General features: G+C 73.3%; 17 protein-coding genes. 9 read left to right on the top strand and 8 right to left on the bottom strand.

Annotation, left to right across the window (positions count from 1 at the left end):
* Positions 1–40: 40 nt before the first annotated feature.
* From A949_RS0115255 to A949_RS0115265, 3 genes are all read right to left on the bottom strand, one after another.
* Positions 41–1,690: a DUF5719 family protein gene (locus A949_RS0115255; protein ID WP_019356884.1), complete on the bottom strand. Its 1,650-nt coding sequence runs from the start codon at positions 1,688–1,690 to the stop codon at positions 41–43.
* Positions 1,687–5,523, bottom strand: a complete 3,837-nt coding sequence (locus A949_RS0115260; protein WP_019356885.1) for a glycosyltransferase — start codon at positions 5,521–5,523, stop codon at positions 1,687–1,689. Before A949_RS0115260 ends, A949_RS0115255 begins: the two co-directional genes overlap by 4 nt.
* A gap of 284 nt (positions 5,524–5,807) precedes the next feature.
* Positions 5,808–6,071, bottom strand: a complete 264-nt coding sequence (locus A949_RS0115265) for a WhiB family transcriptional regulator (protein WP_004952403.1) — start codon at positions 6,069–6,071, stop codon at positions 5,808–5,810.
* 813 nt (positions 6,072–6,884) lie between these two features.
* Here A949_RS0115265 and A949_RS0115270 point away from each other — a divergent pair.
* The 3 genes from A949_RS0115270 (at position 6,885) to A949_RS0115280 (ending at position 9,970) form a co-directional block, all read left to right on the top strand.
* The gene (locus A949_RS0115270; RefSeq protein WP_019356886.1) at positions 6,885–7,430 is read left to right on the top strand and encodes a cysteine dioxygenase; all 546 of its coding nucleotides are present in this window, start codon (positions 6,885–6,887) and stop codon (positions 7,428–7,430) included.
* A 78-nt stretch (positions 7,431–7,508) separates the two neighbouring features.
* Complete coding sequence (gene cofD / locus A949_RS0115275; protein ID WP_019356887.1) at positions 7,509–8,513, top strand: 2-phospho-L-lactate transferase; 1,005 nt, start codon at positions 7,509–7,511, stop codon at positions 8,511–8,513.
* On the top strand, positions 8,510–9,970 hold the full coding sequence (locus A949_RS0115280; RefSeq protein ID WP_019356888.1) for a coenzyme F420-0:L-glutamate ligase: 1,461 nt from the start codon (positions 8,510–8,512) through the stop codon (positions 9,968–9,970). Before cofD ends, A949_RS0115280 begins: the two co-directional genes overlap by 4 nt.
* 120 nt (positions 9,971–10,090) lie before the next feature.
* On the opposite strand, the gene A949_RS0115285 is transcribed toward A949_RS0115280, so the two are convergent.
* From A949_RS0115285 to A949_RS0115295, 3 genes are all read right to left on the bottom strand, one after another.
* Positions 10,091–11,005 (bottom strand): DNA-3-methyladenine glycosylase family protein, encoded by a 915-nt coding sequence (locus tag A949_RS0115285; RefSeq protein WP_019356889.1) that lies wholly within the window; start codon positions 11,003–11,005, stop codon positions 10,091–10,093.
* Positions 11,006–11,151: 146 nt separating this feature from the next.
* Positions 11,152–12,234, bottom strand: a complete 1,083-nt coding sequence (locus tag A949_RS0115290; RefSeq protein WP_019356890.1) for a sugar phosphate nucleotidyltransferase — start codon at positions 12,232–12,234, stop codon at positions 11,152–11,154.
* 194 nt (positions 12,235–12,428) lie between these two features.
* Positions 12,429–13,919 (bottom strand): peptidoglycan recognition protein family protein, encoded by a 1,491-nt coding sequence (locus A949_RS0115295; protein WP_026004670.1) that lies wholly within the window; start codon positions 13,917–13,919, stop codon positions 12,429–12,431.
* Between the two features lie 78 nt (positions 13,920–13,997).
* Here A949_RS0115295 and A949_RS0115300 point away from each other — a divergent pair, with 78 nt between their 5' ends.
* The 4 genes from A949_RS0115300 to A949_RS0115315 all read left to right on the top strand — a co-directional run bounded on the left by A949_RS0115300 (position 13,998) and on the right by A949_RS0115315 (position 19,844).
* Positions 13,998–14,753: a TIGR03089 family protein gene (locus A949_RS0115300; protein ID WP_019356893.1), complete on the top strand. Its 756-nt coding sequence runs from the start codon at positions 13,998–14,000 to the stop codon at positions 14,751–14,753.
* Positions 14,754–14,911: 158 nt separating this feature from the next.
* Entirely contained in the window at positions 14,912–16,069 is a 1,158-nt protein-coding gene (locus tag A949_RS0115305; RefSeq protein WP_019356894.1) for an LCP family protein, read from the top strand.
* Between the two features lie 195 nt (positions 16,070–16,264).
* On the top strand, positions 16,265–18,013 hold the full coding sequence (locus A949_RS0115310) for an LCP family protein (RefSeq protein WP_019356895.1): 1,749 nt from the start codon (positions 16,265–16,267) through the stop codon (positions 18,011–18,013).
* A 70-nt stretch (positions 18,014–18,083) separates the two neighbouring features.
* Entirely contained in the window at positions 18,084–19,844 is a 1,761-nt protein-coding gene (locus tag A949_RS0115315) for an LCP family protein (RefSeq protein ID WP_019356896.1), read from the top strand.
* A 177-nt stretch (positions 19,845–20,021) separates the two neighbouring features.
* Here A949_RS0115315 and A949_RS0115320 read toward each other — a convergent pair whose 3' ends face one another.
* Positions 20,022–21,065 carry a glycosyltransferase family 2 protein gene (locus A949_RS0115320; protein WP_037706504.1) on the bottom strand — a complete coding sequence of 348 codons (1,044 nt, stop codon included), beginning with the start codon at positions 21,063–21,065 and terminating at the stop codon, positions 20,022–20,024.
* Between the two features lie 187 nt (positions 21,066–21,252).
* Between A949_RS0115320 and A949_RS0115325 the strand changes: the two genes are divergently transcribed.
* On the top strand, positions 21,253–22,836 hold the full coding sequence (locus A949_RS0115325; protein ID WP_106428824.1) for an LCP family protein: 1,584 nt from the start codon (positions 21,253–21,255) through the stop codon (positions 22,834–22,836).
* A gap of 40 nt (positions 22,837–22,876) precedes the next feature.
* On the opposite strand, the gene A949_RS0115330 is transcribed toward A949_RS0115325, so the two are convergent.
* Entirely contained in the window at positions 22,877–23,413 is a 537-nt protein-coding gene (locus tag A949_RS0115330) for an acyl-CoA thioesterase (protein WP_019356899.1), read from the bottom strand.
* A 129-nt stretch (positions 23,414–23,542) separates the two neighbouring features.
* Between A949_RS0115330 and A949_RS0115335 the strand changes: the two genes are divergently transcribed.
* Positions 23,543–24,808, top strand: coding sequence for an LCP family protein (locus A949_RS0115335; protein WP_037706493.1), 1,266 nt, complete (start codon positions 23,543–23,545; stop codon positions 24,806–24,808).
* Positions 24,809–24,944: the final 136 nt, after the last annotated feature.

Raw genomic sequence — 24,944 nt, forward strand, 5'->3', positions numbered from 1 at the left:
CCGGGAGCGGACGGTCCGGCCTCCCGTCCGCTCCGTGCGCTCACTCGTCGTCGTTGAGCACCGACAGGTCCTGGGCCGACTCCGGTACGGCGACCGTGCTCCGGTCGTCGGGGAGCGTCTGCACGGTGAACCCGGGGACGCCGGACTGCTCGTGCTCCAACGTGCGGGAGGCGTAGACCGGGCCGCCCGAGAGGCGCTCCACCGTCACCGCGTAGCCGCCCTTGCCGTCCGCGGGACGGGGCGGGGTGAACGCCTTGGTGGTGTGCCCCTTGAGCGTGACGGTGGTGCTCTTGGGGCTGCCGCCGCCGCTGCCCGGCGACGCGGTCACCCGCACCTTCGCGCCGCCCTCCGGGGCGGCCAGCGCCAGGGTGGTTCCGCTCGCGGTGTTGCCCGCGGCGGTGGCCCGCTTCTGCACGGGTGCCGTCGCCGGGATGAACGCCGTCTCCTGCTTGCTCCCCTTGCCGCGCAGCACCCGCGCCGCCGCCACCACGTCCGGGGCGTCGTCGCCGTCCTCGGCCGGGGAGAGCACCAGCGAGCCGGCCTCGCCCTTGATCAAGCCCTTGAGGTCGACGGTGGTGACCATGCCCGCCTTCACGTGCAGGGACTCGTGCCCGGCCGGGCTGATCCGCCCGGACTTGCCCGCGAGCTGCACCTTCAGGTCCGCGTCCGCGCCACCGGGGGCGAGCACCGAGAGCCGGACCGCCGTCGCGTCCTCGGGAATGCCCGGCAGCACCTGGCCGGGCCCCGGGTCGGCGGAGGGCGCCAGCCAGTCACCGCCCAGCTTGCGGTCCGAGGACTGGATCAGGGCCCCCACCCGGCCGGAGCGCGCGATCACATGCAGCGTCACGTTGGTGACCGGTTCGGGGGTCAGGGTGGACAGCAGCACGGGAACGGTGGCGTGCGGCGGGACGGTGATCCCCTTGCCGCTGCCCTGCCCGGCCTTCTCCTTGCCCTCCTTGCCGTACAGCTCCAGGTCGACGACCGCGGGGGTGCTGTCCGGGTTGGTGAGGTGGACGTAGTCCTGCCGGCCCTCGGCCGTGCCCGCGCCCGGGAACCAGAACGAGGTGTCCGGCACCGAGCAGGACGTGCCCTGCAGGCCGCGCCCCGCTCCGGCGGCGACGGTCGTCGTCTGCTGCACCGTCCAGCCCGGCGCGAAGGGGCCGTCGGCGGTGCCGGTCAGCGCGGGGGCCTCGGAGTCGTCCGTCTCCGCCGCGACGGGGGTGCCGGGGCTGCTGAGGGAGAGGAACGGCTTGCCGTTCCCCTTCCCGGCGGCGTCCTCGCCTGACGCACCGCCCTCGGAGCCCCCGCCGTCCTCGGAGTCGCCGTCCTTGGCGTCGTCCTTGTTCTTGTCCTGGTTCTTGTCCTTGCCGGACTCCTCGGAGTCGGACTCGCCGTTCTCCTCGCCGTCCGCGGGGTCCTGGGGGTCGGCGCGCTCGGCCGCGTACAGGGCCGCGCTGCCCTTCTTGCCGGGACCGCCCTTGGGCGTGAACGCCTCGTAGGCGGTCTCCGCGACATCGGACGTGCTCGGGGACGGGCAGACCAGCGTCGAGCGCTCGACCGGCTTGCGGGCCGCCGTCCCGACGCTCTCGGCGCTGCTCGCCGCCTCCTCGGGAGCGGTGAGCGCGGCGACGCCGGTCACCGCGGCGAGCGCGACGGCGACCGCTCCGACGCTGAGGACTGTGCGGTTCACTGCTGCTCGCTCCCGTCGCCGTTGCCGTACCTGTTGTCGTAGCCGTGCGTGCCCGCCCCGTCGTGGCCCTGCGGCTGGTCGTACGGCGCGGCGTACTGCTGGGCCGCGTACTGCTGGGCCTGCCATTCCTCGTAGGACTGCTGCTGGTAGGCGTCGTAGCCGGGCTGGGCGCCGTAGTACTGCTGCTCCTGGTGCCCCTGGCCGTAGGGCTGCTGCGGGACCTGGCCGTAGGGGGCCGCACCGTAGGCGTCGTAGGCGCCGTAGGCGTCATAGGGGGACTGCTCGTAGGGAGCGGCCTGACCGTAGCCCGGGTCCGCGTACGGGGACTGCTGCGGCACATAGGGCTGCTGCTGTCCGTAGGGGTCGTACTCCGGCTGCGCGGGCACCGGTTGCTGACCGTAGGGGTCGTACTCCGGCTGCTCCGGCATCGGCTGCTGCTGCAGATCCTGCGGCGGCGCCGGTTCGGGCGGCACCGGGGGCTGCTCCTGCGCGGACTGCGCGGGGGGCGCCTGCGCGGCCTCCGCCGCGGCGCGGAGCCGACGGGCCCTGCGGCCCTCTCCCGCCGCCGACGGATCGGGCGCCGCCGGCTCGGTCTCGGGCAGGTCGTCGTCCACGTCCCGGCGTCGACCCGGCAGCGCCAGGACGACGACGACCAGCAGGAGGAAGCCCTGTGTCCACACCCACGCGGTGTGCGGGAGGGGCGTCCGGTAGTCCAGCTCCAGCTTGCCGCCCTCGGTCGGCAGTTCGAAGCCCTGCGCCCAGCCGTCCACCGTGACGCTCCTGAGCGGGCTGCCGTCGAGGGTGGCCTCCCAGCCGTCGGCGGCGCGGTCCGCGAGCCGCAGCACCCGCCCGGAGGGGCCGGACGGCAGCGTCGCGTGCGAGGCCACCGGACCGGCCGGAACGGCCACCGGTGCCGTCACCGCGCCGCTCGCGCCCTTCTCCGGGTCGCCCGGGACGATCGAGACACGCGACACCTGGCGGTCGACCCGCCACAGCGCGCTGCCGTCCTCCTGGCTGAGCCGGGTCAGTCCGGGCGTGGCGTCCAGGGTGCGGCTCACCCGGCGCGAGGCGCCGTCGCGCAGCAGCACGTACCGGACCGCGTAGCCGCCCAGTTGGCTGGTCTGGTCGGCGCCGGACCCGGCCACGAGGTTGGAGACCACGCCGTCCAGGCGTCCGTCGTCGCCCTCGGCCGCCGCCAGGTCGGCGTCGCCCAGCCGGGCGCCCGCGCCGCGGGTGAGCGTGTAGGTGACACCCGTGGCGCCCTCGGGCTGGTCGAGGACCAGGGTGCGGGCCTGGTCGCTGGTGGTGCTCTCCTCGGCGACGAACGCGGGCACCTGCACCGGGTCGCGCCGGGAGAGCGGGCCGTCGGCGCCGCGCAGCATCCATCCCCCGGCGGCGACCAGCGGGGCGAGCACGCAGGCCGCGGCGACCAGGGCGGCGGCGGGCTGGCGCCAGCCGAAGCTCTGCGCCGCCACCCGCTCCTTGGCACCCTCGGCACCGACCGCGGCGGCGCACAGCAGCGCGAGCCCGTAGACGAGGGTGGCGGGACCGGCCCAGGCGGAGCCGTTGGACACCGCCGCCGCCAGCAGCGCCACCAGCGCGGCGGCCCACGCGGCGGACACGGCGAGCCGCCGCTCGCTGCGCAGCAGGGCCGCGAGCCCGGCCAGCACCAGGCCGACGAGGAACAGCCCGTCCGTGGTCCCCGGGCCGCCCGGGGAGAGGGTCAGCAGGTCGAAGGCGGAGGCGGCGCCGGTGCCGTACTCCAGACCGGCCTCGCCCAGGAACTGCGCGGGGCTGGTGAACAGCGTCGGCGACCACGGCGCGAGCAGCACCAGCGGCGTCACCAGGACGGCGGCCAGCCGGGCCAGGAGCGCGCCGAGCGAGGCACCGTCCGCGCGGCGCACGGCGAGCACCGCGAGCGCCAGCACGGCGGCGATCAGCCACACGACGGGGGTGAACGCGGTCGTGAACGTCAGCAGCAGCGCGTAGGCCCAGGCCGCGCGCCAGCCGCCCTTGCCGCGCAGTCCGCTCGCCGCCACGGCGGCCCGCGCCAGCAGCGGCAGCAGTACGGCGAGCACGGCGGTGCCGATGCGGCCCTGGGCGAGCGCGCCGGTGGCGGCGGGCAGGAAGGCGTAGGCGACGCTTGCCCAGGCGCGCACCAGTCGGGAGTCGACCAGGGGGCGGGAGGCGAAGTAGGCGGTGACACCGGCGAGCGGGACCGAGCAGACCAGCAGCAGGGTCAGCGCGAACCCGGTGCTGCCGAACAGCAGGGTGGCGAAGGTGGCCAGGACGGCGAGGTAGGGGGGAGCCGAGACGGTGCCGCCGGTTCCCACCGGATGCCATCCCTCGGCGTAGCGCGCCCACAGCTCCGCGACCCCGTCGGGCGCGGGCAGCAGCGCACCGCCCGCCAGCGCGCCGCCGCCCAGCAGCGCCCGGCAGGCCACCAGGGAGACGACCAGCAGGACGGCGAACAGGACGGGCCCGGGCTGCTGTCCGAGCCGCTTGAGCCGCGCGAACTGTTCGACCTCCAGGAAGTCCGCGTCCTCGTCCCCGGGGCCCGTCTCGGCGGCGCCGTGCCGGCCCGCGGCGGAGGAGTCCGGTTCGGAGCGGCCGGGAAGGCTGCTGGTGGCCTGTTCGAGGGTGGCCCGCAGGGTGGCGCCGGGGGGCGGGAAGAGCGGCCGCAGCTCCTTGTGCGGGACGGCGGGCCTGCCCCGTCGGCGGCGGGCCGTCAGGATGCGGCCGCCGCGCAGCAGGGTGCCGGAGAGGCCGGTGATCTCGTCCAGGGCCTGTCCGGGCACCTTGCCGATGAGGTAGCCGAGGGTCCGCAGCACGGTGCCGACGACCAGGCGCAGCAGCACCCAGGGCAGCAGGGAGCCGGGCACGTTGGCGAGCAGGGTGTAGACGGCGCCCGCCTTGTCCACCCGGTGCGGGCTGGCGCCGTTGCTGGAGCGCCCCACGCAGTCGACGGGGCGGCGTTCCCGGGAGGCGGCCTCGGCGTGCCGCAGCACGGCGTCCGGGACGGTCAGCACCCGGTGCCCGGCGGACTGGGCGCGCCAGCACAGGTCGACGTCGTCGCGCATCAGGGGCAGCCGGCGGTCGAATCCGCCGAGCTGGTCGTAGACGTCGCGGCGGATGAGCATGCCCGCGGTGGAGACGGCCAGCACGGGGCGCACCTGGTCGTGTTGGCCCTGGTCCTGCTCGCGGCGCTCGATGCCGGTCCAGCGCCGTCCGCTGTGCGCGATGGAGACCCCGGCCTCCAGGAGCTGGCGTTTGTCGTACCAGCTGCGGAGTTTGGGGCCGGCGATGCCGACGGACGGGTCCGCGTCGACGACCCGCAGGAGCTGGGCCAGGGTGTCCGGTTCGGGGGCGCAGTCGTCGTGCAGCAGCCACAGCCACTCCACGGGCTCGCCGTAGGGCAGCTCGGGCAGGTCGTAGGCGTCGTCCCGCCAGGTGCGGTTGACCGGGTCCCAGCCGCTGGGCCGCTTGAGGTACGGCAGGTCCTCGGGGGTGAGCCGGCGCGCGGTGCGGGCGGCCTCCTCGACGGCGGTGCCGAACCCGGTGCGGCGCGCCATGTGCAGGACGCGCTCGGCGCCGAGCGCGTCTGTCAGCAGCCGGGCGGTGTCGTCCGCACTGCCGGTGTCGGCCGCGATGATGTTCTGCACGGGGCGGTTCTGCTCCAGCAGCCCGCTCAGCGCGCGGGGCAGCCAGCGGGCGCCGTCGTGGGCGACGAGGACGGCGGTGACGACGTGCCGGGGGGACTCGGGCGGCTCCAAGGTGGCCAACCCTGCTGCGGCCGCCTCGTAGTGGGCCGCCATGTGGCTGTGCACGGACATCGAGGTAGGGGCCCTCCCCGGGGTGCCGGGGCCTCGCGGCGGTGCCGCGGTGTGGCTGCAAGCCCCCGGAAGACGCGTATCGGAGCGGTGAGCGCACGCCCTTGCCAGGGTGGTGTGCGTCGTGGACGGCCCCACACTAACGGCTCACCCTCACGCGCCCGGCGCCTCCGGGCAACTGCCCGGGGCCGGCTGCTGGTTGCCCGGCGCGAGCGGTGCGCGGGCCCGGCCCGGTCGCCCGGGTCCTTCCTGGGTGCGGCTGTTCGACGGTCCGACGGACGGTCGGGTCAGACAGCGGCTTTCTTCAGTCGGCGCCGTTCACGCTCGGACAGGCCGCCCCAAATACCGAAACGCTCGTCATTGGCGAGGGCGTATTCGAGGCATTCGGAGCGGACTTCACACGCGAGGCAGACCTTTTTCGCCTCGCGGGTGGACCCGCCCTTCTCGGGGAAGAACGACTCCGGGTCGGTCTGCGCGCACAGGGCGCGCTCCTGCCAACCCAGCTCCTCGTCCGCCTCTTCGACCAGCAGTTGTTGGAACAGCTCGGTCATGTGCGCCCCTCGATCCGTCTCTTCGACCCCGTGATGCTGTCGTTATCGAACCCTCATGAACGACACGAGTGAAATTACAAGTGTGCCGATCCGGGGCAGTCAAGCCGAGATCTGCTATTGAGCCCGTTATTCACCCGGCGGAACCAAGCTTTCGCAGTAAGTGTTCAAATCACTACGAAATATGACACTCGTGCCCGGAGTCGGAGCGTTTTCCCGACTCCTCTATTCAGAACGCGATGACCTGCGGTCACGTTCCGCACCAACCCTCGGATGGCCCTGATCACACTCTGATCACGAAGGCGCAACGGCGTGCAGGTGCGGCTACTGCGCCAGGTCTCCCGCCCGGGTGGGCGCAAACCTTTCGCCCACCGAAGGAGCCAGAAGGGGTGAAACATTCGCCACAAACGCGACAACAGGTTGACACCTGGGGCACGGGGGCGCTGTTCTGGAGCGCATGGCAGTGACCTCTGAGACCCGTACGACCCGTGGCGCCCCCGCCATGCGGTCTGCCGGAGGTGCGCCCGCGCCCCTCCGTGCCGCCTCTCACGTCCTGGAGCCGCACCGCTGTCGCTGTCCGCGCGGCTGCCACACGCCCTGTTGCTGAGGTGTCGCTGAGCCGTCGCCGAGGGCGGCTCCACGCTGACCGAGCGCCCGCGACCGACTGCCGGGCAGCCGCTTCGGCGGAGCGCCCTCGCCTCCTCCGCACACCCCGCGCGCCCTGTCGCGCCCCTCCCCCGCCGGCCCGGCTCCCACCGGGTGCGGCTCCGCTCGCCGCCCGGTTCCGGCCGGCCCCGCACAAAGGCACTTCCGCACGTGAACAGCGACCTCGAAATCGCCGGCGATCCGCTCGCCGTCCCCCATCTGCTCCCCGTTCCCCCGGCGCACCCGGCCACCGTCGCGGACTTCGCCGGGCTGATCGGCGCACTGGCCGCCGACCGGGCCGCCTGGGCGCCGCTGGTGCGCTACGACCCGACCCTGCGCTGGTACCACCGGCTGCGCACCGGCCCCGGCTACGAGATGTGGCTGCTGAGCTGGCTGCCCGGGCAGGGCAGCGGCCGGCACGACCACGGGCGCTCGTCCGGCGTGTTCGGCGTGCTCGCGGGCGAGCTGACCGAACACGGCTACGGCACGACCGGAGGCGGACGCGACCCAAGGGGCACGACGGGACACGGCACCCGGGTGCTCGGCACCGGCGCGGTGCGCGTCTTCGCGCCCGGATATGTGCACGAAGTGGTCAACGACGGACTGGAACCCGTCGTGAGTGCGCACATCTACGCTCCCGGACTGACGGAGATGCCCCAGCACTGCTCCGGCGGCCCCGGCGCCGTACGGAACCCGGCGCAGGAGTCGCCGGCCTGACACCGGGTGGACGGCGCTCCGGCACCGGGCGGGGCACCTGATGTCGGGTGCGGGCACCGGGCTGCGAGACTGGTGCCCATGCAGCGCATTGTGGTTCTGGCCGGGGGCATCGGCGGTGCCCGTTTCCTGCGCGGGCTCCGGTCCGCGGTGCCCGACGCGGAGATCACCGTCGTCGGCAACACCGGTGACGACATCCATCTGTTCGGCCTGAAGGTCTGTCCCGACCTCGACACCGTGATGTACACCCTGGGCGGCGGCATCCACGAGAAACAGGGCTGGGGACGGGCCGGCGAGACCTTCGCGGTGAAGGAGGAACTGGCCGCCTACGGCGTGGGCCCCGAGTGGTTCGGGCTGGGCGACCGGGACTTCGCCACCCACATCGTCCGCACCCAGATGATCTCCGCGGGCTATCCGCTCAGTGCCGTCACCGAGGCGCTGTGCGCCCGCTGGCAGCCGGGGGTCAGGCTGCTGCCGATGACGGACGACCGGGTCGAGACCCATGTGCTGATCGACGACCCGGACGCCGGGGACTCCGGCCGGGACGACGACGGCGGGGACGGCACGGCCGGACGCAAGGCGGTGCACTTCCAGGAGTACTGGGTGCGGTTGCGGGCCTCCGTGGACGCACACGCCGTGGTACCCGTCGGCGCCGACGCCGCCGAACCCGCACCGGGCGTCCTGGAGGCCGTCGCCGCGGCGGACACGGTCATCTTCCCGCCGTCCAACCCCGTCGTCAGCGTGGGCACGATCCTGGCCGTCCCCGGCATCCGGGAGGCGATCGCGGACGCCGGGGTACCGGTCGTCGGCCTCTCGCCCATCATCGGGAACGCCCCCGTGCACGGCATGGCGGACAAGGTGCTGGCCGCCGTGGGGGTCGAGACCACGGCGGCGGCCGTCGCCGCGCACTACGGTTCGGGACTGCTGGACGGCTGGCTGGTCGACACCGTGGACGCCGACGCCGTGGCGGCCGTCGAGGACGCGGGCATCCGTTGCCGCGCCGTGCCGCTGCTGATGCGCGACGAGGAGACCACCGCGGAGATGGCCCGGCAGGCGCTGGCGCTGGCGGAGGAGGTACGCGCGTGACGGCGGTGACGACCGGGGCGTCCGGGCAGGAGCAGTACCCGCGGGCCACGGCACCCGCGGAGGCCGCCGAGCCGGCGGGCCGGGAGCGCAGCGGACCCGGCACCTCCTACGAGGTGTGGGCCCTGCCCGGCATCCCGGACGTGCGCCCCGGCGACGACCTGGTCCGGCTGCTGGTCGACGCGGCGGCCGCGCCCGGCGGGCGGGGGCTGGCGGACGGCGACGTGCTCGTCGTCACCTCGAAGATCGTGAGCAAGGCCGAGGGCCGCATCGTCCGGGCCGACGACCGCGAGGCCGCCATCGACGCGGAGACCGTGCGGGTCGTCGCACGGCGCGGCGCGGCCCGGATCGTGGAGTCCCGGCACGGCTTCGTGATGGCCGCGGCCGGGGTCGACGCCTCCAACACCCCCAAAGGCACCGTGCTGCTGCTGCCCGAGGACCCGGACGCGACAGCCCGGCAGCTGCGGGACGGCGTACGGGAGGCGCTGGGGGTCACCGTCGGCGTCGTCGTCACCGACACCTTCGGGCGGCCCTGGCGCGAGGGCCAGACCGACGTGGCGATCGGCGCGGCCGGGGTGCGGGTCCTGGAGGACCTGCGCGGCGGCGTCGACATGTACGGCAACCCGCTGGGCGTGACCGTCACCGCCGTCGGCGACGAACTGGCGGGAGCGGGCGAACTGGTCAAGCGCAAGGCGAGCGGGCTGCCGGTCGCGGTGGTGCGCGGACTGGCCCACCACGTGCGGCCCGCGCCCGGCAGCAGCCCACAGCCCGCCCCCGAGGCACCCGAGGCGCCCGAGGAGGAGGCGACGGCCCGCGCGCTGGTGCGCGACGCGGCCGCCGACATGTTCCGGCTGGGCACCTCGGAGGCGGTGCGCGAGGCGGTGACACTGCGCCGCACCGTACGGGAGTTCACCGCGGAGCCGGTGGACGGGCAGGCCGTACGGCGTGCGGTCGCCGCCGCCGTGACCGCACCGGCTCCGCACCACACCACCCCGTGGCGGTTCGTCCTGCTGGAGAGCGCCGAGTCCCGGACCCGGCTGCTGGATGCCATGCGGGACGCCTGGATCGCCGATCTGCGCGGCGACGAGAAGAGCGAGGAGAGCATCGCCAAGCGCGTCAAGCGCGGCGACGTGCTGCGCAACGCGCCCTGCCTGGCGGTGCCCTGCCTGGTGATGGACGGCTCGCACACCTACCCGGACGCGCGGCGGAATGCCGCCGAGCGGGAGATGTTCGTCGTCGCGACGGGCGCCGGCATCCAGAACTTCCTCGTCGCACTGGCCGGGGAGCAGTTGGGGTCCGCGTGGATCTCCTCCACGATGTTCTGCCGGGACGTGGTGCGCGAGGTGCTGGACCTGCCCGCGGGGTGGGACCCGATGGGCGCGGTCGCCATCGGCCATCCGGCGGCCCCGCCCCGGGAGCGCCCGCCCCGCTCCGCGGCCGACTTCGTCGTCGAGCGGTGAACCGACGCTGAGTCGTCGAGCGGTGAACCGACGCTGAGCACCGCACCGAGCGGCGCCGCCGGTAGCCGAGGCCGCCGGTAGCGGTGCGGGTTAGCGGCGCCGCCGGTGCGCCCGCGCGCCCTACAGCGGCGCTATGTTCCCCACCGGGAACCGGGGAGCGCGGCGCGGCATCCGCGGGCCGCCCAGCAGGATGAGCCGGCTGGCGCGGTGCCGCTGCCCCTCGTAGGGGGCCAGGAGTTCCAGCATGCCGTCGTCGTCGGTGCCGCGGGCGCCGGTGAGGGCATAGCCGATCTGGCCCGGCAGGTGCAGATCCCCCACCGTGACGGCGTCGGGTTCCCCGTTCGAGCGTTGCAGGACCTCGGCGGCCGTCCAGGGGCCGATGCCCGGAATGGCCTGGAGCCGGGCCAGCGCCGCGTCCAGACCCAGGTGGGCCGCTTCCTCCATCCGGCCGGCCCGCTGGAGGGCGCGCAGCACGGCGGCGGAGCGCTTCTGGTCGACCCCGGCGCGGTGCCACTCCCAGGAGGGGATGCGCAGCCAGTCGCGCGGGTGGGGCATCACCCACAGGTGCGGATGCGGCCCCGGGGCGCGCTCGCCGAATCTGCGGACCAGCAGCCGCCAGGCGCGGTACGCCTCCTCGGCGGTGACCTTCTGCTCCAGCACGGAGGGGATCAGCGACTCCAGCACCCGCCCCGTGCGGACGAGCCGCAGCCCGGGGTGGCGCCGGTGCGCCTCCCGCGCGACGTCGTGGTGCGGGACGAAGGCCGCCGGGTCGTCCTCCGCGCCGAGCAGCGCGGGCAGCCCGTCCAGCAGCCACCCGGCCCCCGGCCCCCATGCCTCGGCGCACACGGTGCCTCCGGCGGCTTCCCGCCGACGGGACAGCCGCAGCGCCGCGGGACCGTCGGGGGTGCGGGTGCCACGCCAGACCGCATCGTCCTCGGTGCGGTACGTCGGGTCGTACGGACCTCGGCGCAGCACGCGCAGGCTGCCGTGCAGGTCGTACGGGCCCGGCGGGCTCCAGGAGCGGGTGAGTGACACGGGCAGCAAGACTACGGCCCGGCACCGACAGCCGGACCGGGCGGCGGCCCCACCGGCCGGTGTCCCGACCGGCCCGGCCCGGGAGCGTCGGAAGGAGGCCGGGTCAGCGGAACGGGGACCCTGGAGCGCCGGGAGGCGGGACGCGGCTACTGGTCCGAGGAGAAGCGGACCGCCCCGGCCGGTATCCGGGCGTCGCACCACACCCGGATGCCGCCGCGCAGTTCGTTGCCCTCGCCGACGACGGCTCCGTCACCGATGACCGCGCCGTCCAGCACGGTGTCGGCGCCGATGCGGGCACCCGCGCCGATCAGCGAGTCGCGGATCCGGGCGCCGGGCGCCACCACCGCGCCGTCCAGCAGGGCGCTGCCGTCGATCCGGGCGCCGGAGCCGACCGCGGCCCCCGCACCGGCGACGGTGCCGCCGGTCAGCTTGGCGTCCTGCGCCACCTCGGCGCTCTCCAGGATCAGCCGCTCCCCGCAGCGGCCGGGTACGGCGGGCGAGGGCGCGCGGCCCAGCACGAGGTCGGCGGAGCCGCGGACGAACGACTCGGGGGTGCCCAGGTCGAGCCAGTAGGTCGAGTCGACCATGCCGTGCAGCGTCGCCCCGGCGGACAGCAGCCCGGGGAAGGTCTCGCGCTCCACCGAGACGGGGCGCCCCGCGTGGATGGTGTCGATGACCGAGCGGGTGAACACGTAGGCGCCCGCGTTGATCTGGTCGGTGACGATCTCCTCGGGCGTCTGCGGCTTCTCCAGGAAGGCGGTCACGCGTCCCGAGCCGTCCGTGGGGACGAGACCGAAGGCCCGCGGGTCGGTCACCCGGGTCAGATGCAGTGAGACGTCGGCCGCGGCCCGGGAGTGCTCGTCGACCAGGGCGCGGATGTCGAGGCCGGAGAGGATGTCGCCGTTGAAGACGAGTACCGGCTCGTCGGGGCCCGAGTGCAGCCGGGAGGCGACGTTGCGGATGGCGCCGCCGGTGCCCAGCGGCTCCTCCTCGGTGACGTACTCCAGGTGCAGGCCCAGTTGGGATCCGTCGCCGAAGTACGGCTCGAAGACCTCGGCGAGGTAGGAGGTGGCCATCACCACGTGGTCGACGCCCGCGGCGCGGGCCCGGGCCAGCTGGTGGCTGAGGAAGGGCACGCCTGCGGCGGGGACCATGGGCTTGGGGGTGTTCACCGTGAGCGGACGCAGCCGGGTGCCCTTGCCCCCGACCAGAAGGATCGCTTCTGTCACCTGTTGTCTCTGCTTCCTGCCGGGGTCCGCCGACCGCCCTTCGGGTGGCCGGCGGACAGTCTATGCAGACGCGTGCGGACGCGTGGGCGGCCCGGTACGGCCGTCCCCGGCAGACGCGGCCGGAGGCCCGGCGGTTGCTCCGCTCCGCCGGAACACCGCGGTCCGGCGCCCCGGCTCGGCGGACCGGCGCCGGGTCAGCGGCCCTGCAGCCGGGCCGCCGCGCTGCGGATGTCGCCGAGCTTGGCGTAGAGCCGGTCGCCGGGGCACTCGGTGACGAACCCGTCCCGGTGCCCGGAAACGGTGTGGAAGTGGATCTTCCGCCCCTTCTTGAACTTGCCGCCGCCGGACGTCAGCCAGGTCTTGCCGGCCGGGTCGGCGCCGAAGAGCCCCAGCTTCCACGCGGTGAGCCGGGCGAGCGCGTCCACGGCGCGCTCGGAGGGCTCCTGCTTGCCGTAGGAGCCGAGGACCGCGATGCCCGTGCTGTCGGTGTTGAAACCGTAGGTGTGGGCTCCCATCACCGGCTTGGCCACGCCCCCGGCCCGCCCCTCGTAGATGGTTCCGCACTTGTCCACGAGGAAGTTGTAGCCGATGTCCCGCCATTTGCTGCTCTTGACGTGGTAGCGGTACATCGCGCGGATGATGGAGGGCGCCTGGTCGCACGCGTAGTCGTTGGTCATGGCCGTGTGGTGCACGAAGGCGGCCTTGACCGTGTTGGTGTAGCGGAACTCCGCCTCCCGCAGCTTCTCGTCGGCGCCCCAGCCCGCGCGGGTCACGATGCGCGGACGGGGCCCGGCGAACGACCCGGCTTCCGGGTACTGGGAGCGGGTCGCCTCCCGGGAGAGCGCAGGCAGCACCCCGCCGCCGGCGCCCGCTGCGGAGTCCGCCGCCGCGGGCCCCGCTCCGGCGGCACCGCTCCCGGCCCCCTCCGCCGCCGCACCTGCCGCCGCGCTGTCCCGCTGACCGCCCGCCGGCTCCTCCGCCGGGCCGGGAGCCGCGGGGCGACCGGAGACCGCCGGCCGGCCTGGGGCAGCGGACTGGTCCGGCTTCCCGCCCTGGTCCGGGGCGTCCGGGGCGTCCGGGCTCGTGTCGGGGCCCGGGTCGACCAGTTCCAGGCGGAGCCCGTCGGGCAGCGATCCGCCGTGGTCCCCGCGTTCGGGCAGCACCCGGGCCTCGACGCCGTCCGAGGAGCCGACCCAGAGCGGAGCCGTGGCGCCGCGGGCCGGTCCGCGGGCGCCGCCCCGCCGGGCGTCGACGGGATGGTTCTCCAGGTGCCGCCACGCCGACCAGTTCCCGGAGTCCGCGTCGCGGGTGCGGACCTGCACACGCCCGCGCAGCGGGGTGCCGGCCCCGTCCCAGACCACGCCCAGCAGGGAGTACGGACGGACGGTGCGGGCCGGGACCCGCACCCCGGCTTCGGGTGACTCCGCCGCGCGGGCGCCGGATTCCCCCGCGACAGATCCGTCGAAGGAGAGCGACTGGGTGCGGCCCGGGATCGCGGATCCGGCGGAGGCGGGGGCCGCGGAGGACTCGGAGGCGGCGGAGGACTCGGACGCCTTGGAGGACGGGTACGCCGGGGATGACGGGGATGCCGGGGACGCCGCGGCTGCCGTGGCGAGAGGGGTGAGGGGCAGCAGCAGTGCCGCCGCACTCACGACACCGACCGTTTGAACACGATTCGCACGCATACTTCAGATCATGGGCATATATGATCATTCCCGTCCATTGACGCACCGCCAGTTGGGCGCGCGCGTACGCTTGCAGGAATGAACGCCTCCGACCGCACCCCCGCCGAGCTGCTGCGGACCGCTCTCTCCGCCGACCCGGCACGGCCCCTGCTGACCTACTACGACGACGCCACGGGCGAGCGCGTCGAGCTCTCGGTGGCGACGTTCGCCAACTGGGTGGCCAAGACCGCGAACCTGCTCCAGGACGAGCTCTCGGCCGAACCCGGGGACCGGCTCGCACTGCTGCTCCCGGCGCACTGGCAGACAGCGGTCTGGCTGCTGGCCTGTTCCTCGGTGGGGGTCGTGGCCGACCTCGGCGGCGACGCCGCCCGCGCCGACCTGGTGGTGACAGGACCGGACACCCTGGAGACGGCCCGCGGCTGCTCCGGGGAGCGGGTGGCCCTCAGCCTGCGCCCCATGGGCGGGCGCTTCCCCCAGCCGCCGGAGGGGTTCGCCGACTACGCGGTGGAGGTGCCGGGCCAGGGCGACCACTTCGCCCCGTACGCACCCGTGGACGCGGACGACGCGAGCCTGGCGCTGCCCGACGGCGGCGAGCTGACCGGCGCGCAGGTCGTGGAGCGCGCCCGGGCGGATGCCGCCGCGCGGGGGCTGGAGCCCGGCGCCCGGCTGCTGTCCGCGCTGCCGTGGGACGGCTGGGACGGACTCAGTGCGGGGCTGCTGGCACCGCTGGCCGTGGGCGGATCGGTGGTGCTCGCACCCCGCGCCGGGCAGCTGGACGCCGCAGCCCGCCGACAGCGTGCGGAAGACGAGCGGGTGACGCACACCGCCGACTGAGCACCCGGCCCGGCCCCTCCCGGGACACCTGAGCCGGATGGTCCGTACAACCTTGCGAGTGATTCGAGCGTCTGTCTTCATGACCGGCGCACCCCTGCGGGTGTACGCCTTGTACTCCGCGTGCGCCGGTGTCGCCGCCACCCGAGGGATGAACACTCGTGACCGATCCGGGCACCACCGATGCCGATTCCGGCGCGTCCAGTACGGCTTCCGTCCGGACGCGCCGGCGCCGCTGGCCCCGCTGGGCGGCGCTGGGCGCCGCAGTGCTCGTGCTGGCCTCCGCGGCGACCAGCTGGTCCCTCTACCGGAAGCTGGACGGCAACATCCGCACCGACGCGGGCACCGCGCAGGCACTGGCGCCCTACGAGAAGGAGCGGCCCACTCCGGTGCGCGGCACCCAGGAGGCGCGCAACATCCTCGTCCTCGGCTCGGACAACCGCGGCGACGGCAACGGCGCCTACGGGCACGACGAGGGCAGTCAGCGCTCGGACACCGCGATCCTGCTGCACATAGCCGCCGACGGGCGCGGTGCGACGGGGATGTCGATACCGCGGGACCTGATGGTGGACATCCCGGACTGCCGACAGCCGGACGGCTCCACCGCCGCCCCGCAGTTCGCGCAGTTCAACTGGGCGTTCCAGCGGGGCGGCGCGGCCTGCACCATCCGCACGGTGGAGAAGCTGACCGGCATCCGCGTCGACCACCACCTGGTCGTGGACTTCAACGGGTTCAAGAAGCTGGTGGACGCGGTGGACGGGGTGGAGGTCTGCCTGGCGGAGCCGGTGCACGACCGGGAGGCGAAGCTCGACCTGCCCGCCGGGCGGCAGACCCTCGACGGGGAGGACGCGCTCGGCTATGTCCGCGCCCGGCACGGACTGGGGAACGGCAGCGACACCCAGCGCATCGAGCGCCAGCAACGATTTCTGGGATCTCTGGTGAAGAAGGTGCGCAGCAACGGAGTTCTGCTGAACCCCACGCGCGCCTATCCCGTGCTGGATGCCGCGACCTCGTCACTGACCGCGGATTCCGGTCTTGATTCCCTCTCCGAACTGTACGAACTGGTGCGGAGCGTACGCGATATCCCGGAAGACCACATCCGTTTCCTCACGGTGCCCCGGCAGTCGTACAAACTGGACATCAATCGGGATGAGCTGGTACAGCCCGCCGCCGACGAGCTCTTCACCAAACTGCGCGAGGACAGTCCGGTGACCGTCGGCGGAGACGGACCGAAGAAGAAGGACGGAAAGGAGAAGGCGGACGGGTCGTACCGCGGGACGACGGCGGACCTGGACATCTGCGCGAACACAGCACGCTGAGATTGAGGCGAATTGACCGTTTCCGGCTGCACAGAACTTGTCACCGCCGTCGCTGGCCGCGGAACCTGCCGGATAGTGTGAGCGCTCCGGTCGGCCCCGGGGCGGCATCAGCAGCCGGTTCTATGGAGGACTTACGCAATCGTGGACGCGCAAGGCCGTGGGCACGCGGGGAATGTCGATCCCGCGGATCAGTGGGTGTTCAACCCGGACACCGGCAGCTACGAACTGCGACTGAACCCCGACGCCGACGACTCTCCCCGTCGGCCCGGTTCCCGCCGCACTTCCGCACCCCGCCAGAGAAGCGCCTCCCCGGACGAGAGCACGGACGCACCCGCCGACGGCGGAGGGCGCTCCGAGGGCTCCGGCGGGGACCGTCCGCGCTCCCGTGCGGGTGAGGGCGGCGACGGCGCCGGATCCCGCTCGGCGCGGCGGGCCGAGGCACGGCTGCCCGCCCAGCGCCGGGCCCGCGCCTCCGAGCGGACCGGTTCCGGCGAGGCACCGGGCAAAGGCGGGGGCCGGGGGCGCCGGAAGGCCAAGCCTCAGCTCTCCCGGAAGCAGAAGGTGCTGCGCATCGGCGGCGGCACGGTCGGCCTCCTGATGATCGCGGGCTGCGTCGGCGGTGTCGTCTGGTACCAGCGCCTCAACGGCAACATCAACAAGGTCGATGTCGGCCGGAACAACCCCGCGGTGAAGGACGGCCCGGTCAATATCCTGGTGATCGGCACCGACGCCCGCGAGGGGAAGGGCAACACGGGCTACGGCGACGCCGGAAGCGTCGGTCACGCCGACACCACCTTCCTCTTCCATGTGTCCGAGGACCGCTCCAACGCCACCGCGCTGTCCATCCCGCGCGACATGATCACCGACATCCCGGACTGCGAGACCAAGGAGGAGAACGATTCCACCAAGGTCATCCGGGGGGACCAGAACGTCCGCTTCAACACCAGCCTCGGCCAGAAGGACAGGGACCCGACCTGCACCTGGAACACGGTCGAGGAGCTGGTCGGGGTGAAGGTCGACCACTTCATGATGGCGGACTTCAACGCCGTCAAGGAGCTCTCGACGGCGGTCGGCGGCGTCGAGGTCTGCACCGAGAAGGCGATAAACGACCCCAAGTCCCATCTGAAGCTGAAGGCGGGCAAGCACACCGTCCAGGGCGAGCAGGCGCTCGCGTTCGTCCGGACCCGGCACGCGGTGGGCTTCGGCAGCGACCTGGACCGGATCAAGCTGCAGCAGCAGTTCCTCAGCTCGATGATCCGCAAGATGAAGTCCGGGGACACCCTCAGCAGCCCCTCCAAGCTGTTCAAGCTGAGCGACGCCGCGACCAAGGCCCTGACCGTGGACTACGGCATCGGCAGCGTCAAGAAGCTGATGGACCTGGCGAACGACCTCAAGCGGGTCGACATCAAGAACATCACCTTCGCCACGGTCCCGGTCGTCGACAACCCGAACAACAAGGCCACCGTCCTCCTGAACCAGAGCAAGGCCGGCCCGCTGTTCAGGATGATCCAGGAGGACAAGTCCCTGACCGGGAAGAACAAGAAGAAGAAGTCGGACAAGCCGAAGGTGGACAAAGCCCCGGTGTCCGAGGTCGACGTCTCCGTGCTCAACGGCGGCGGCCCCTCGGGAGCGGCGGCCGGCACGGTGGAGTGGCTGGTGAACAAGGGCGCGGGCAACGCGGTCTCCGGCGGCAACGCACCGCAGCAGCTCACCAAGACGCGGCTGGAATTCGCCCCCTCCCAGGAGGGCGCGGCCGCCAGGCTGGCCGACATGCTGAAGCTGCCGGACTCGGCGCTGAAGAAGACCGAGGGAGCGGGTCCCAGCATGAAGCTGACCCTCGGCAAGGACTTCACCGCCCCGGGCGAGTCGGTCGGGGCTCCCGACAAGGCACCGTCCGGGGTCGACAAGGTCAACGCCAACGACAAGAACGTGTGCGCGAAATGACGCGGACCCCTCCGGCACGTCCCACCGGACATCCGGGGGCAGCACGACATGAACATCCCCGGGAGGTCCCGTGCGGCACGACGACACCGACGGCGGCAGAGAGACGCAGCGCGGCGCCCCCAGCGCCGCCGACCGCGGTTGGGACGAGAGCCTGTACGGGGAGCACCCGGCGGAGCCCGGCCACCGCTCCGGGCCCGCTTCCCCGCCCGCGGCCGCTTCCCCGACCCCGACCGCGGCCGGTGCCGCGCCCGGTGCCGGCGGCGGGCGGAGCGGACCGGACGGCGGCGGCGCCTCCGGTGCCGGCGGCGGGGGCCCGGCGGCGATGAGCGGCGCCCCGCGGCGCAGCCGCGGCCGCCGGGTGCTGCGCTGGTCCGTGGCCGTCCTCTCGGTGCTCATACTCGCGACCGCGGCGGCGGGCTACTTCTACTACCAGCACCTCAACGGCAACCTGCACAAGGACGACCTCAACCTCGGGGACAGCAAGCTCCACCACTCGGACCCGAACGCCGCGGGGCAGACCCCGCTGAACATCCTGCTGCTGGGCTCCGACTCGCGGGCCTCCAAGGAGAACGTCCGGCTCGGCGGCTCCCGCGCCGACCGCGACCGGCCGCCGCTGGCGGACGTGCAGATGCTGCTGCACGTCTCCGCGGACCGCAGCAACATGTCCGTCGTCTCCATACCGCGGGACACCAGGACGACGATTCCCAAGTGCACCGACCCGGACGACGGGAAGGTCTATCCGACGACCACGGACAAGATCAACACCAGCCTCCAGCACGGCGGCCCCGGGTGCACCGTGGCGACCTGGGAAGAGATGACCGGCATTCCGGTCGACCACTTCATGATGATCGACTTCTCGGGTGTGGTCTCCATGGCCGACGCGGTCGGCGGCGTCCCGGTCTGCGTCAAGGAGAACGTGCACGACCCGAAGTCGAAGCTGAAGCTGGAGGAGGGCACCACCGTCATCAAGGGCGAGCAGGCGCTGAGCTGGCTGCGGACCCGGCACGGCTTCGGCGACGGCACGGACATAGGGCGCGCCAAGGCCCAGCACATGTACATGAACGCGATGGTGCGCCAGCTCAAGGCCGGGACGAAGCTGAGCGACCCGGGCAAGCTGCGCGGCCTGGCGGAGTCCGCCACCAAGGCGCTCACCGTCGACAAGGGGATCGGCACGGTCAAGAAGCTCTACGACCTGGGCAACGACCTCAAGCAGGTGCCGACCAAGCGGATCACCATGGCCACCATGCCGTGGGTGTACGGGGGCGGCGGCAGCTACGTCGTCCCGAAGAAGGACGACGCGGACCAGGTCTTCTCCCTCATACGCAACGATGTGGCGCTCGATGGCAAGGACAAGAAGAAGGCGGAGGCGAGCAAGTCCGCGCAGCCCACGGAGCCGTCCCGGCCGAAGGCCGACATCCCGGTCAGCGTGATGAACGGGACCGGCACCTCCCTCCAGCGGCCGGTCACCGGCCGGGCTGGCCAGGTCGCGCAGACCCTGTCCCGCGAGGGCTTCGGCCGGGCCGCGGCCGACCCGACGCCCCAGTCCCGTGCGGACACCACCATTCGCTACCCGCGCGAGGAGCTGCGCGGTGACGCGCTGGCCGTCGCCGAGGCGCTCGGCGTCCCCGAGCGGCTGGTGAAGCACTCCACGGGCGTGCAGCAGGTCACCCTGGTGATCGGCGCCGACTGGCGGGAGGGCACGAGCTATCCGAAGAGCGACGGCGGCGGGAACGCGGACAAGGGCCACCACAAGGCTCCCGAGAGCGCGGACACGCTGCGGGGCGACAACAAGAAGGCGTGCATGGACGTCAACCCGAACTACACCTGGTGAGGTCCCGAACGTGGCCCTGGCACAGGACCGTGTGAGGAGGGCCTGACACCGCAGGACCTGACACCGGACGCCGGGCACGACACCGGACGCCGGGTACGAGCGAGGGGCGCCCCCCTTGGAGGGCGCCCCTCGCCGTGCGCCGGGCGGCCGGGGCCGCGGCCGCCCGCGGGCCCCGCGCTACCGCGTCGCCGGTACCGGCTCGCGGCGGCTGGCGATGACCTTGCGGGCCAGCTTCTTCGGGCTGGTCAGGAAGCCCCAGCCCCAGGACATGTGCATGGTGGCGAGCGCGACGGGGATCTGGGCGCGCGCCGCGAGCGGGAGGCCCCGGCCCGCGGGCAGCGAACCGGCCGCTATGGCCGCCAGGTAGCCGCCGGGCAGCACCAGCGCCCAGGGCGTGAGGGCGGCACCGGCCACCAGGCCCGCCGCGACCGCGCACAGGGCGACCGGCGGAGCCAGGTAGCGCAGGTTGATGGAGCCCGCGTGGTAGCGGGCGACGACGTGCCGCCAGCGGCCGTAGTTGCGGTACTGCTTGGCCAGGGCGCGCACGCTGGGCCGGGGACGGTAGGAGACCCGCAGCTCGGGCGAGAACCAGATCAGCCCGCCCGCGGAGCGGATGCGGAAGTTCAGCTCCCAGTCCTGGGCGCGGATGAACTCCTCGTTGTACCCGCCCTGCTGCTCCAGCACCTCGCGGCGGAAGACCCCCAGGTAGACCGTCTCCGCCTGGCCGGCGGCGCCGCCGGTGTGGAAGACGGCGTTGCCGACCCCGATCCGCGAGGTCATCGCTGCGGCGACGGCGTGCTCCCAGGCGTTCTCACCCTCGGCGTGCATGATGCCGCCGACGTTGGCCGCCCCGGTCTCCTCCAGCAGCCGCACGGCGGTGGCGATGTAGTCGGCGGAGAGCATGCCGTGCCCGTCGACCCGCACCACCACCGGGTGCCGGGACGCCCCGATGGCGGCGTTCAGCCCCGCGGGGGTGCGGCCCGTGGGGTTGGGCACCGTGCGCACGCGGGGGTCCTCGGCGACCAGCTCGGCGGCGATCTCGTCCGTGCGGTCCGTGGAGGGGCCCAGTGCGATGATCACCTCCAGCTCACCCTCGTAGCGCTGCTCCAGGATGTGCCGCACAGAGCTGCGCAGGTGCCGTTCCTCGTCGAGTACCGGCATGATCACGGAAACGGGGGGCGGGGCTTCGTCCGCGGAAGGACGTCGGTTCTCGCGAGTCACGGCGCTCACGTTACCGCGATCGGGCGAACGGTCCGTACGCACGCGCCCCTCGGCGGGCGGCTCCCGGGGCGGGACGGCGTGTACGCACGATCCGGAGATCGTACCGGCATACAGTGTGGGAACTTCACGTCACCTTATTGTCACTCTAGGTATTGTCCCTGTTCTTCTCTCGCGGAAGGCGGCCACCTTGCCTCGACGCGCCTCCTCCCCTCCTGGCAGTCCGCACGGCAGCGCCAAGGGAACCCGCAAGAGCCCCGGCAGGAACCGCCGCGGGGCCCGCCGCCGTCCGAGCTGGAGCCGCCCGGGCCCGCGCTGGGGCCTGCGGATCGCCACGGGCACCTCCGTGCTGCTGCTGGCCGCCGGCGGGGTCGGCCATGCGATGGTGACCGGGCTGAGCGAGGACGTGCGCAGGGTCGACCCGTTCGACGACCTCGACACCGACAGCCGCCCCAGGGGCGACAACGGCGTCAATTTCCTCGTCGTCGGAACCGACCGGCGGGACGGGATCTCGGCGACCCAGAAGGAGCGGTACAACCTGGGCGGCTCGGCCTGCGACTGCACGGACACGATGCTGCTGGTGCATCTCTCCGGCGACCGGGACCGGGCCACCGTCGTCAGCCTCCCCCGCGACACCTACACCAAGCTCCCGCCGCACGAGGACCGCGCCACCGGCAAGCGGGTGGCCGCGCGGCCGGCCAAGCTGAACGCCGCCTACACCGCCGGCGGCGCCCCGCTGACCGTGCGGGCGGTGGAGAAGCTCACCGACGTGCACGTCGACCACTACCTGGAGGTCGACTTCACCAGCTTCATGAGCACGGTGGACGTCCTGGGCGGCGTTCCGGTCTGCACCACCGAGCCGCTCAAGGACAGCTACTCGGGGCTCGACCTGCCCAAGGGCACCACCAAGCTGAACGGCGGCCAGGCGCTGCAGTACGTGCGGGCCCGGCACCTGGACGGCGGCTCGGACCTGAGCCGGATGAAGCGGCAGCAGCACTTCCTCGCCTCGGTCATCTCCCGGGCCACGGACACCGGGGTCCTGATGAACCCCGTGCGCTTCAACAAGGTGGCCGCCACCCTGCTGGAGTCGGTACGCGCCGACCCCGGATTCGGCACCGAGCAGATGATGGCGCTGGGCCGGGCGATGCGCGGCTTCAGTCTCGCCTCCTCGGAGTTCGCCTCGGTGCCGCTGTCCGACGTCGACCACCGGGTGCCCGGGCTGGGCTCCACCGTCGAGTGGGACCGGCCCAGGGCCGCGAAGCTGTTCGCGGCGCTGCGCGCGGACCGGCCGCTCTCCGCACCGGCCGAATCCGGCCCGGATGCGCCCGGCCCGGGGGCGTCGGACCCGGACGCGTCCGAGCGGGACGGCTCCGAGAGCGGCGGCTCCGACCGGGACGGGGGACCGCGGGTCGAGGTCGCCCCGCGCGACATCCGCGTCGAGGTCGCGAACGCCACGGGCCGCCGGGGACTCGGGGCGCGGATCGACCGGGAGCTGCGCGGCACCGGTTTCGCCACCACCGGCGCGCCCTCCAACGCCCGGCACGCCGAGCAGGCCAGGACGACCATCGCCTACGACCCGCGCTGGGACCGCTCGGCCCGCTCGCTGGCCGCGGCGCTGCCGGGGGCGAAGCTGGTGAAGGACCCGCACCGCGGAGCGCGGATGAAGGTCACGGTCGGCGCCGCGGACCAGCGCGTGCGGCCCGTGCGCGCCCCGGCCGCACACGGCACCCCGGACGAGGCCCCGATGCGCGGGGACGAGGCCGACTGCGGCTGATCCGGATGCCCGGCCCGGAACCGGCGCCCGCGCCCCGGACTCAGTCCGGGGCGCGGCTGGCGCGCAGTTCCTTGATGGCGCGGCGACGGGCCAGCCGGTGGGTCCGGCGGATCTGCGCCTCCTGGTAGCGGCGGCGGTCCTTCTCGGTCTCCGGGATCACCGGCGGCACGGAACGCGGCTTGCCGTTCTCGTCGATCGCCGCGAAGACGAGATAGGCGGAGCCGACCTGGGTGGCGGGCGTCGACTCGTTCCAGCGCTCCGCCAGCACCCGCACCCCGACCTCCATGGAGGTCCGTCCGACCCAGTTGACCTGGGCCTTCACATGGACGAGGTCGCCCACCCTGACCGGTTCGAGGAAGACCATCTCGTCCATGGAGGCGGTGACGGCCGGGCCCTCCGAGTGGCGTCCGGCCACGGCTCCGGCCGCGTCGTCCGCCAGCTTCATGATCACCCCGCCGTGCACGGTCCCGAGCAGGTTGGTGTCACCCGCGGTCATGATGTGGGAGAGGGTGGTGCGGGAGGCGGCCGTCGGCTTGCCCGGGAGCTCGCCGTGCGCCGTGTGCGCCTGGTGGGTCATGTGCACCACCCTATGCGCGCGGAGGAAGCCCCTCAGAACCCGGCATTCTGCATCAGAACTGCTACAGCCTTTCCCCGAAGTGGTACCCGGCCTGTGTTCCTCCCTCGGAGTCCAGGCACACTGCGGGACATGAATGAGTGGCCCGATGGTTGGACCGACAGCTCGCGGGGCCGGGAAGGTCGTGGCCGCGGCGCCCCCCGGCCCGACCCCACACGTGTCATGCCCCATACATCGGCTCCCGGCGTGCCCCCGCAGACCCGGGGCTCCGGGCAGGGCGGCCCCGGGTACGGCCCGGGCGGCCACGACGCGCGCTACGGACCGCCGCAGGACGGCTACGACTCCGGCTACAGCGAGGGCCAGGTCTACGGCGGCGGACGCGGCGGCGGCGACTACGACGGCCGCCCCCGCCCCGACTGGCGCCGCCGCACCAAGTGGACGCTGCTCACCCTGGTCGTCGTCCTGCTGGTGTGGTCGGTCGGCACCTACTTCTGGGCGGACTCCAAGCTGCGCCGCGAGGTGGACCTCAGCATCGTGGACGACCGCCCCGACGCGGGCGACGGGACCAACTATCTGATCGTCGGCTCGGACAGCCGCGAGGGCATGAGCGACGAGGAGCGGCAGAACCTGCACACCGGCGGGCCCACCGACGGCGGCCGCACCGACTCGATCATGATCCTGCACGTCGGCAGCAACGGGAACACCATGGTCTCGCTGCCCCGCGACTCGAACGTCGAGGTGCCCTCCTACACCGGGTCCGAATCCGGCAAGAAGTACCCGGCCAAGAACCGCCACACGAAGATCAACGCGACCTACGCCGAGGACGGCCCCACGCTCCTCGTCCGGACCGTCGAGCACAACACCGGACTGCGGATCGACCACTACGCGGAGATCGGCTTCGGCGGGTTCGCCAAGATCGTGGACGCGGTCGGCGGCGTGGAGATGGACATCCCCCGCGACATCAAGGACAAGAAGTCCGGCGCCGACTTCGAGAAGGGCAAGCAGACCCTCGACGGCCGGGAGGCGCTCGCCTTCGTCCGCACCCGGTACGCACTGCCCGGCAGCGACCTGGACCGCACCAAGAACCAGCAGAAGTTCCTCGCCGCGCTGGCGAACCAGGCCGCGACCCCCGGCACCGTGCTCAACCCGTTCAAGCTCTACCCGACGATGGGCGCGGGTCTGGACACCCTCAAGGTCGACAAGGACATGAGCCTGTGGAACGTCGCCTCGATGTTCTGGGCGATGAAGGGCGTCTCCGGCGGCGAGGGCACCTCCATGAACATGCCGATCTCCGGTTCGACGCCGAACGGCAATCTGCAGTGGGACGAGGCCAAGGTCAAGAAGCTCGTCGACCAGCTCAACAACGACGAGAAGGTGACGGTGACCTCCGACCGCTGAGGCGCACCACCGGGGTGACCGCCGAGGCGGCCACCCCGCCGCACGCAGGACGGCCAGGCTCCCGGCAGGGGGCCTGGCCGCCGTCGTTCCGCAGCGCGGCAGGCTCCCCCCAGACGGCTCGACGACAGGCGGGCGG

Origin of the sequence: Streptomyces sp. AA1529, assembly GCF_000280905.1 — a bacterium.
GTDB lineage: Bacteria > Actinomycetota > Actinomycetes > Streptomycetales > Streptomycetaceae > Streptomyces.

Bases quoted from the DNA above. Each gene is read 5' to 3' on its own strand.
- A949_RS0115335 (WP_037706493.1), top strand. From the start codon at position 23,543: ATGAATGAGTGGCCCGATGGTTGGACCGACAGCTCGCGGGGCCGGGAA.
- A949_RS0115300 (WP_019356893.1), top strand. From the start codon at position 13,998: ATGAACGCCTCCGACCGCACCCCCGCCGAGCTGCTGCGGACCGCTCTC.
- cofD (WP_019356887.1), top strand. From the start codon at position 7,509: ATGCAGCGCATTGTGGTTCTGGCCGGGGGCATCGGCGGTGCCCGTTTC.
- A949_RS0115265 (WP_004952403.1), bottom strand. From the start codon at position 6,071: ATGACCGAGCTGTTCCAACAACTGCTGGTCGAAGAGGCGGACGAGGAG.
- A949_RS0115295 (WP_026004670.1), bottom strand. From the start codon at position 13,919: ATGCGTGCGAATCGTGTTCAAACGGTCGGTGTCGTGAGTGCGGCGGCA.
- A949_RS0115330 (WP_019356899.1), bottom strand. From the start codon at position 23,413: ATGACCCACCAGGCGCACACGGCGCACGGCGAGCTCCCGGGCAAGCCG.
- A949_RS0115260 (WP_019356885.1), bottom strand. From the start codon at position 5,523: ATGTCCGTGCACAGCCACATGGCGGCCCACTACGAGGCGGCCGCAGCA.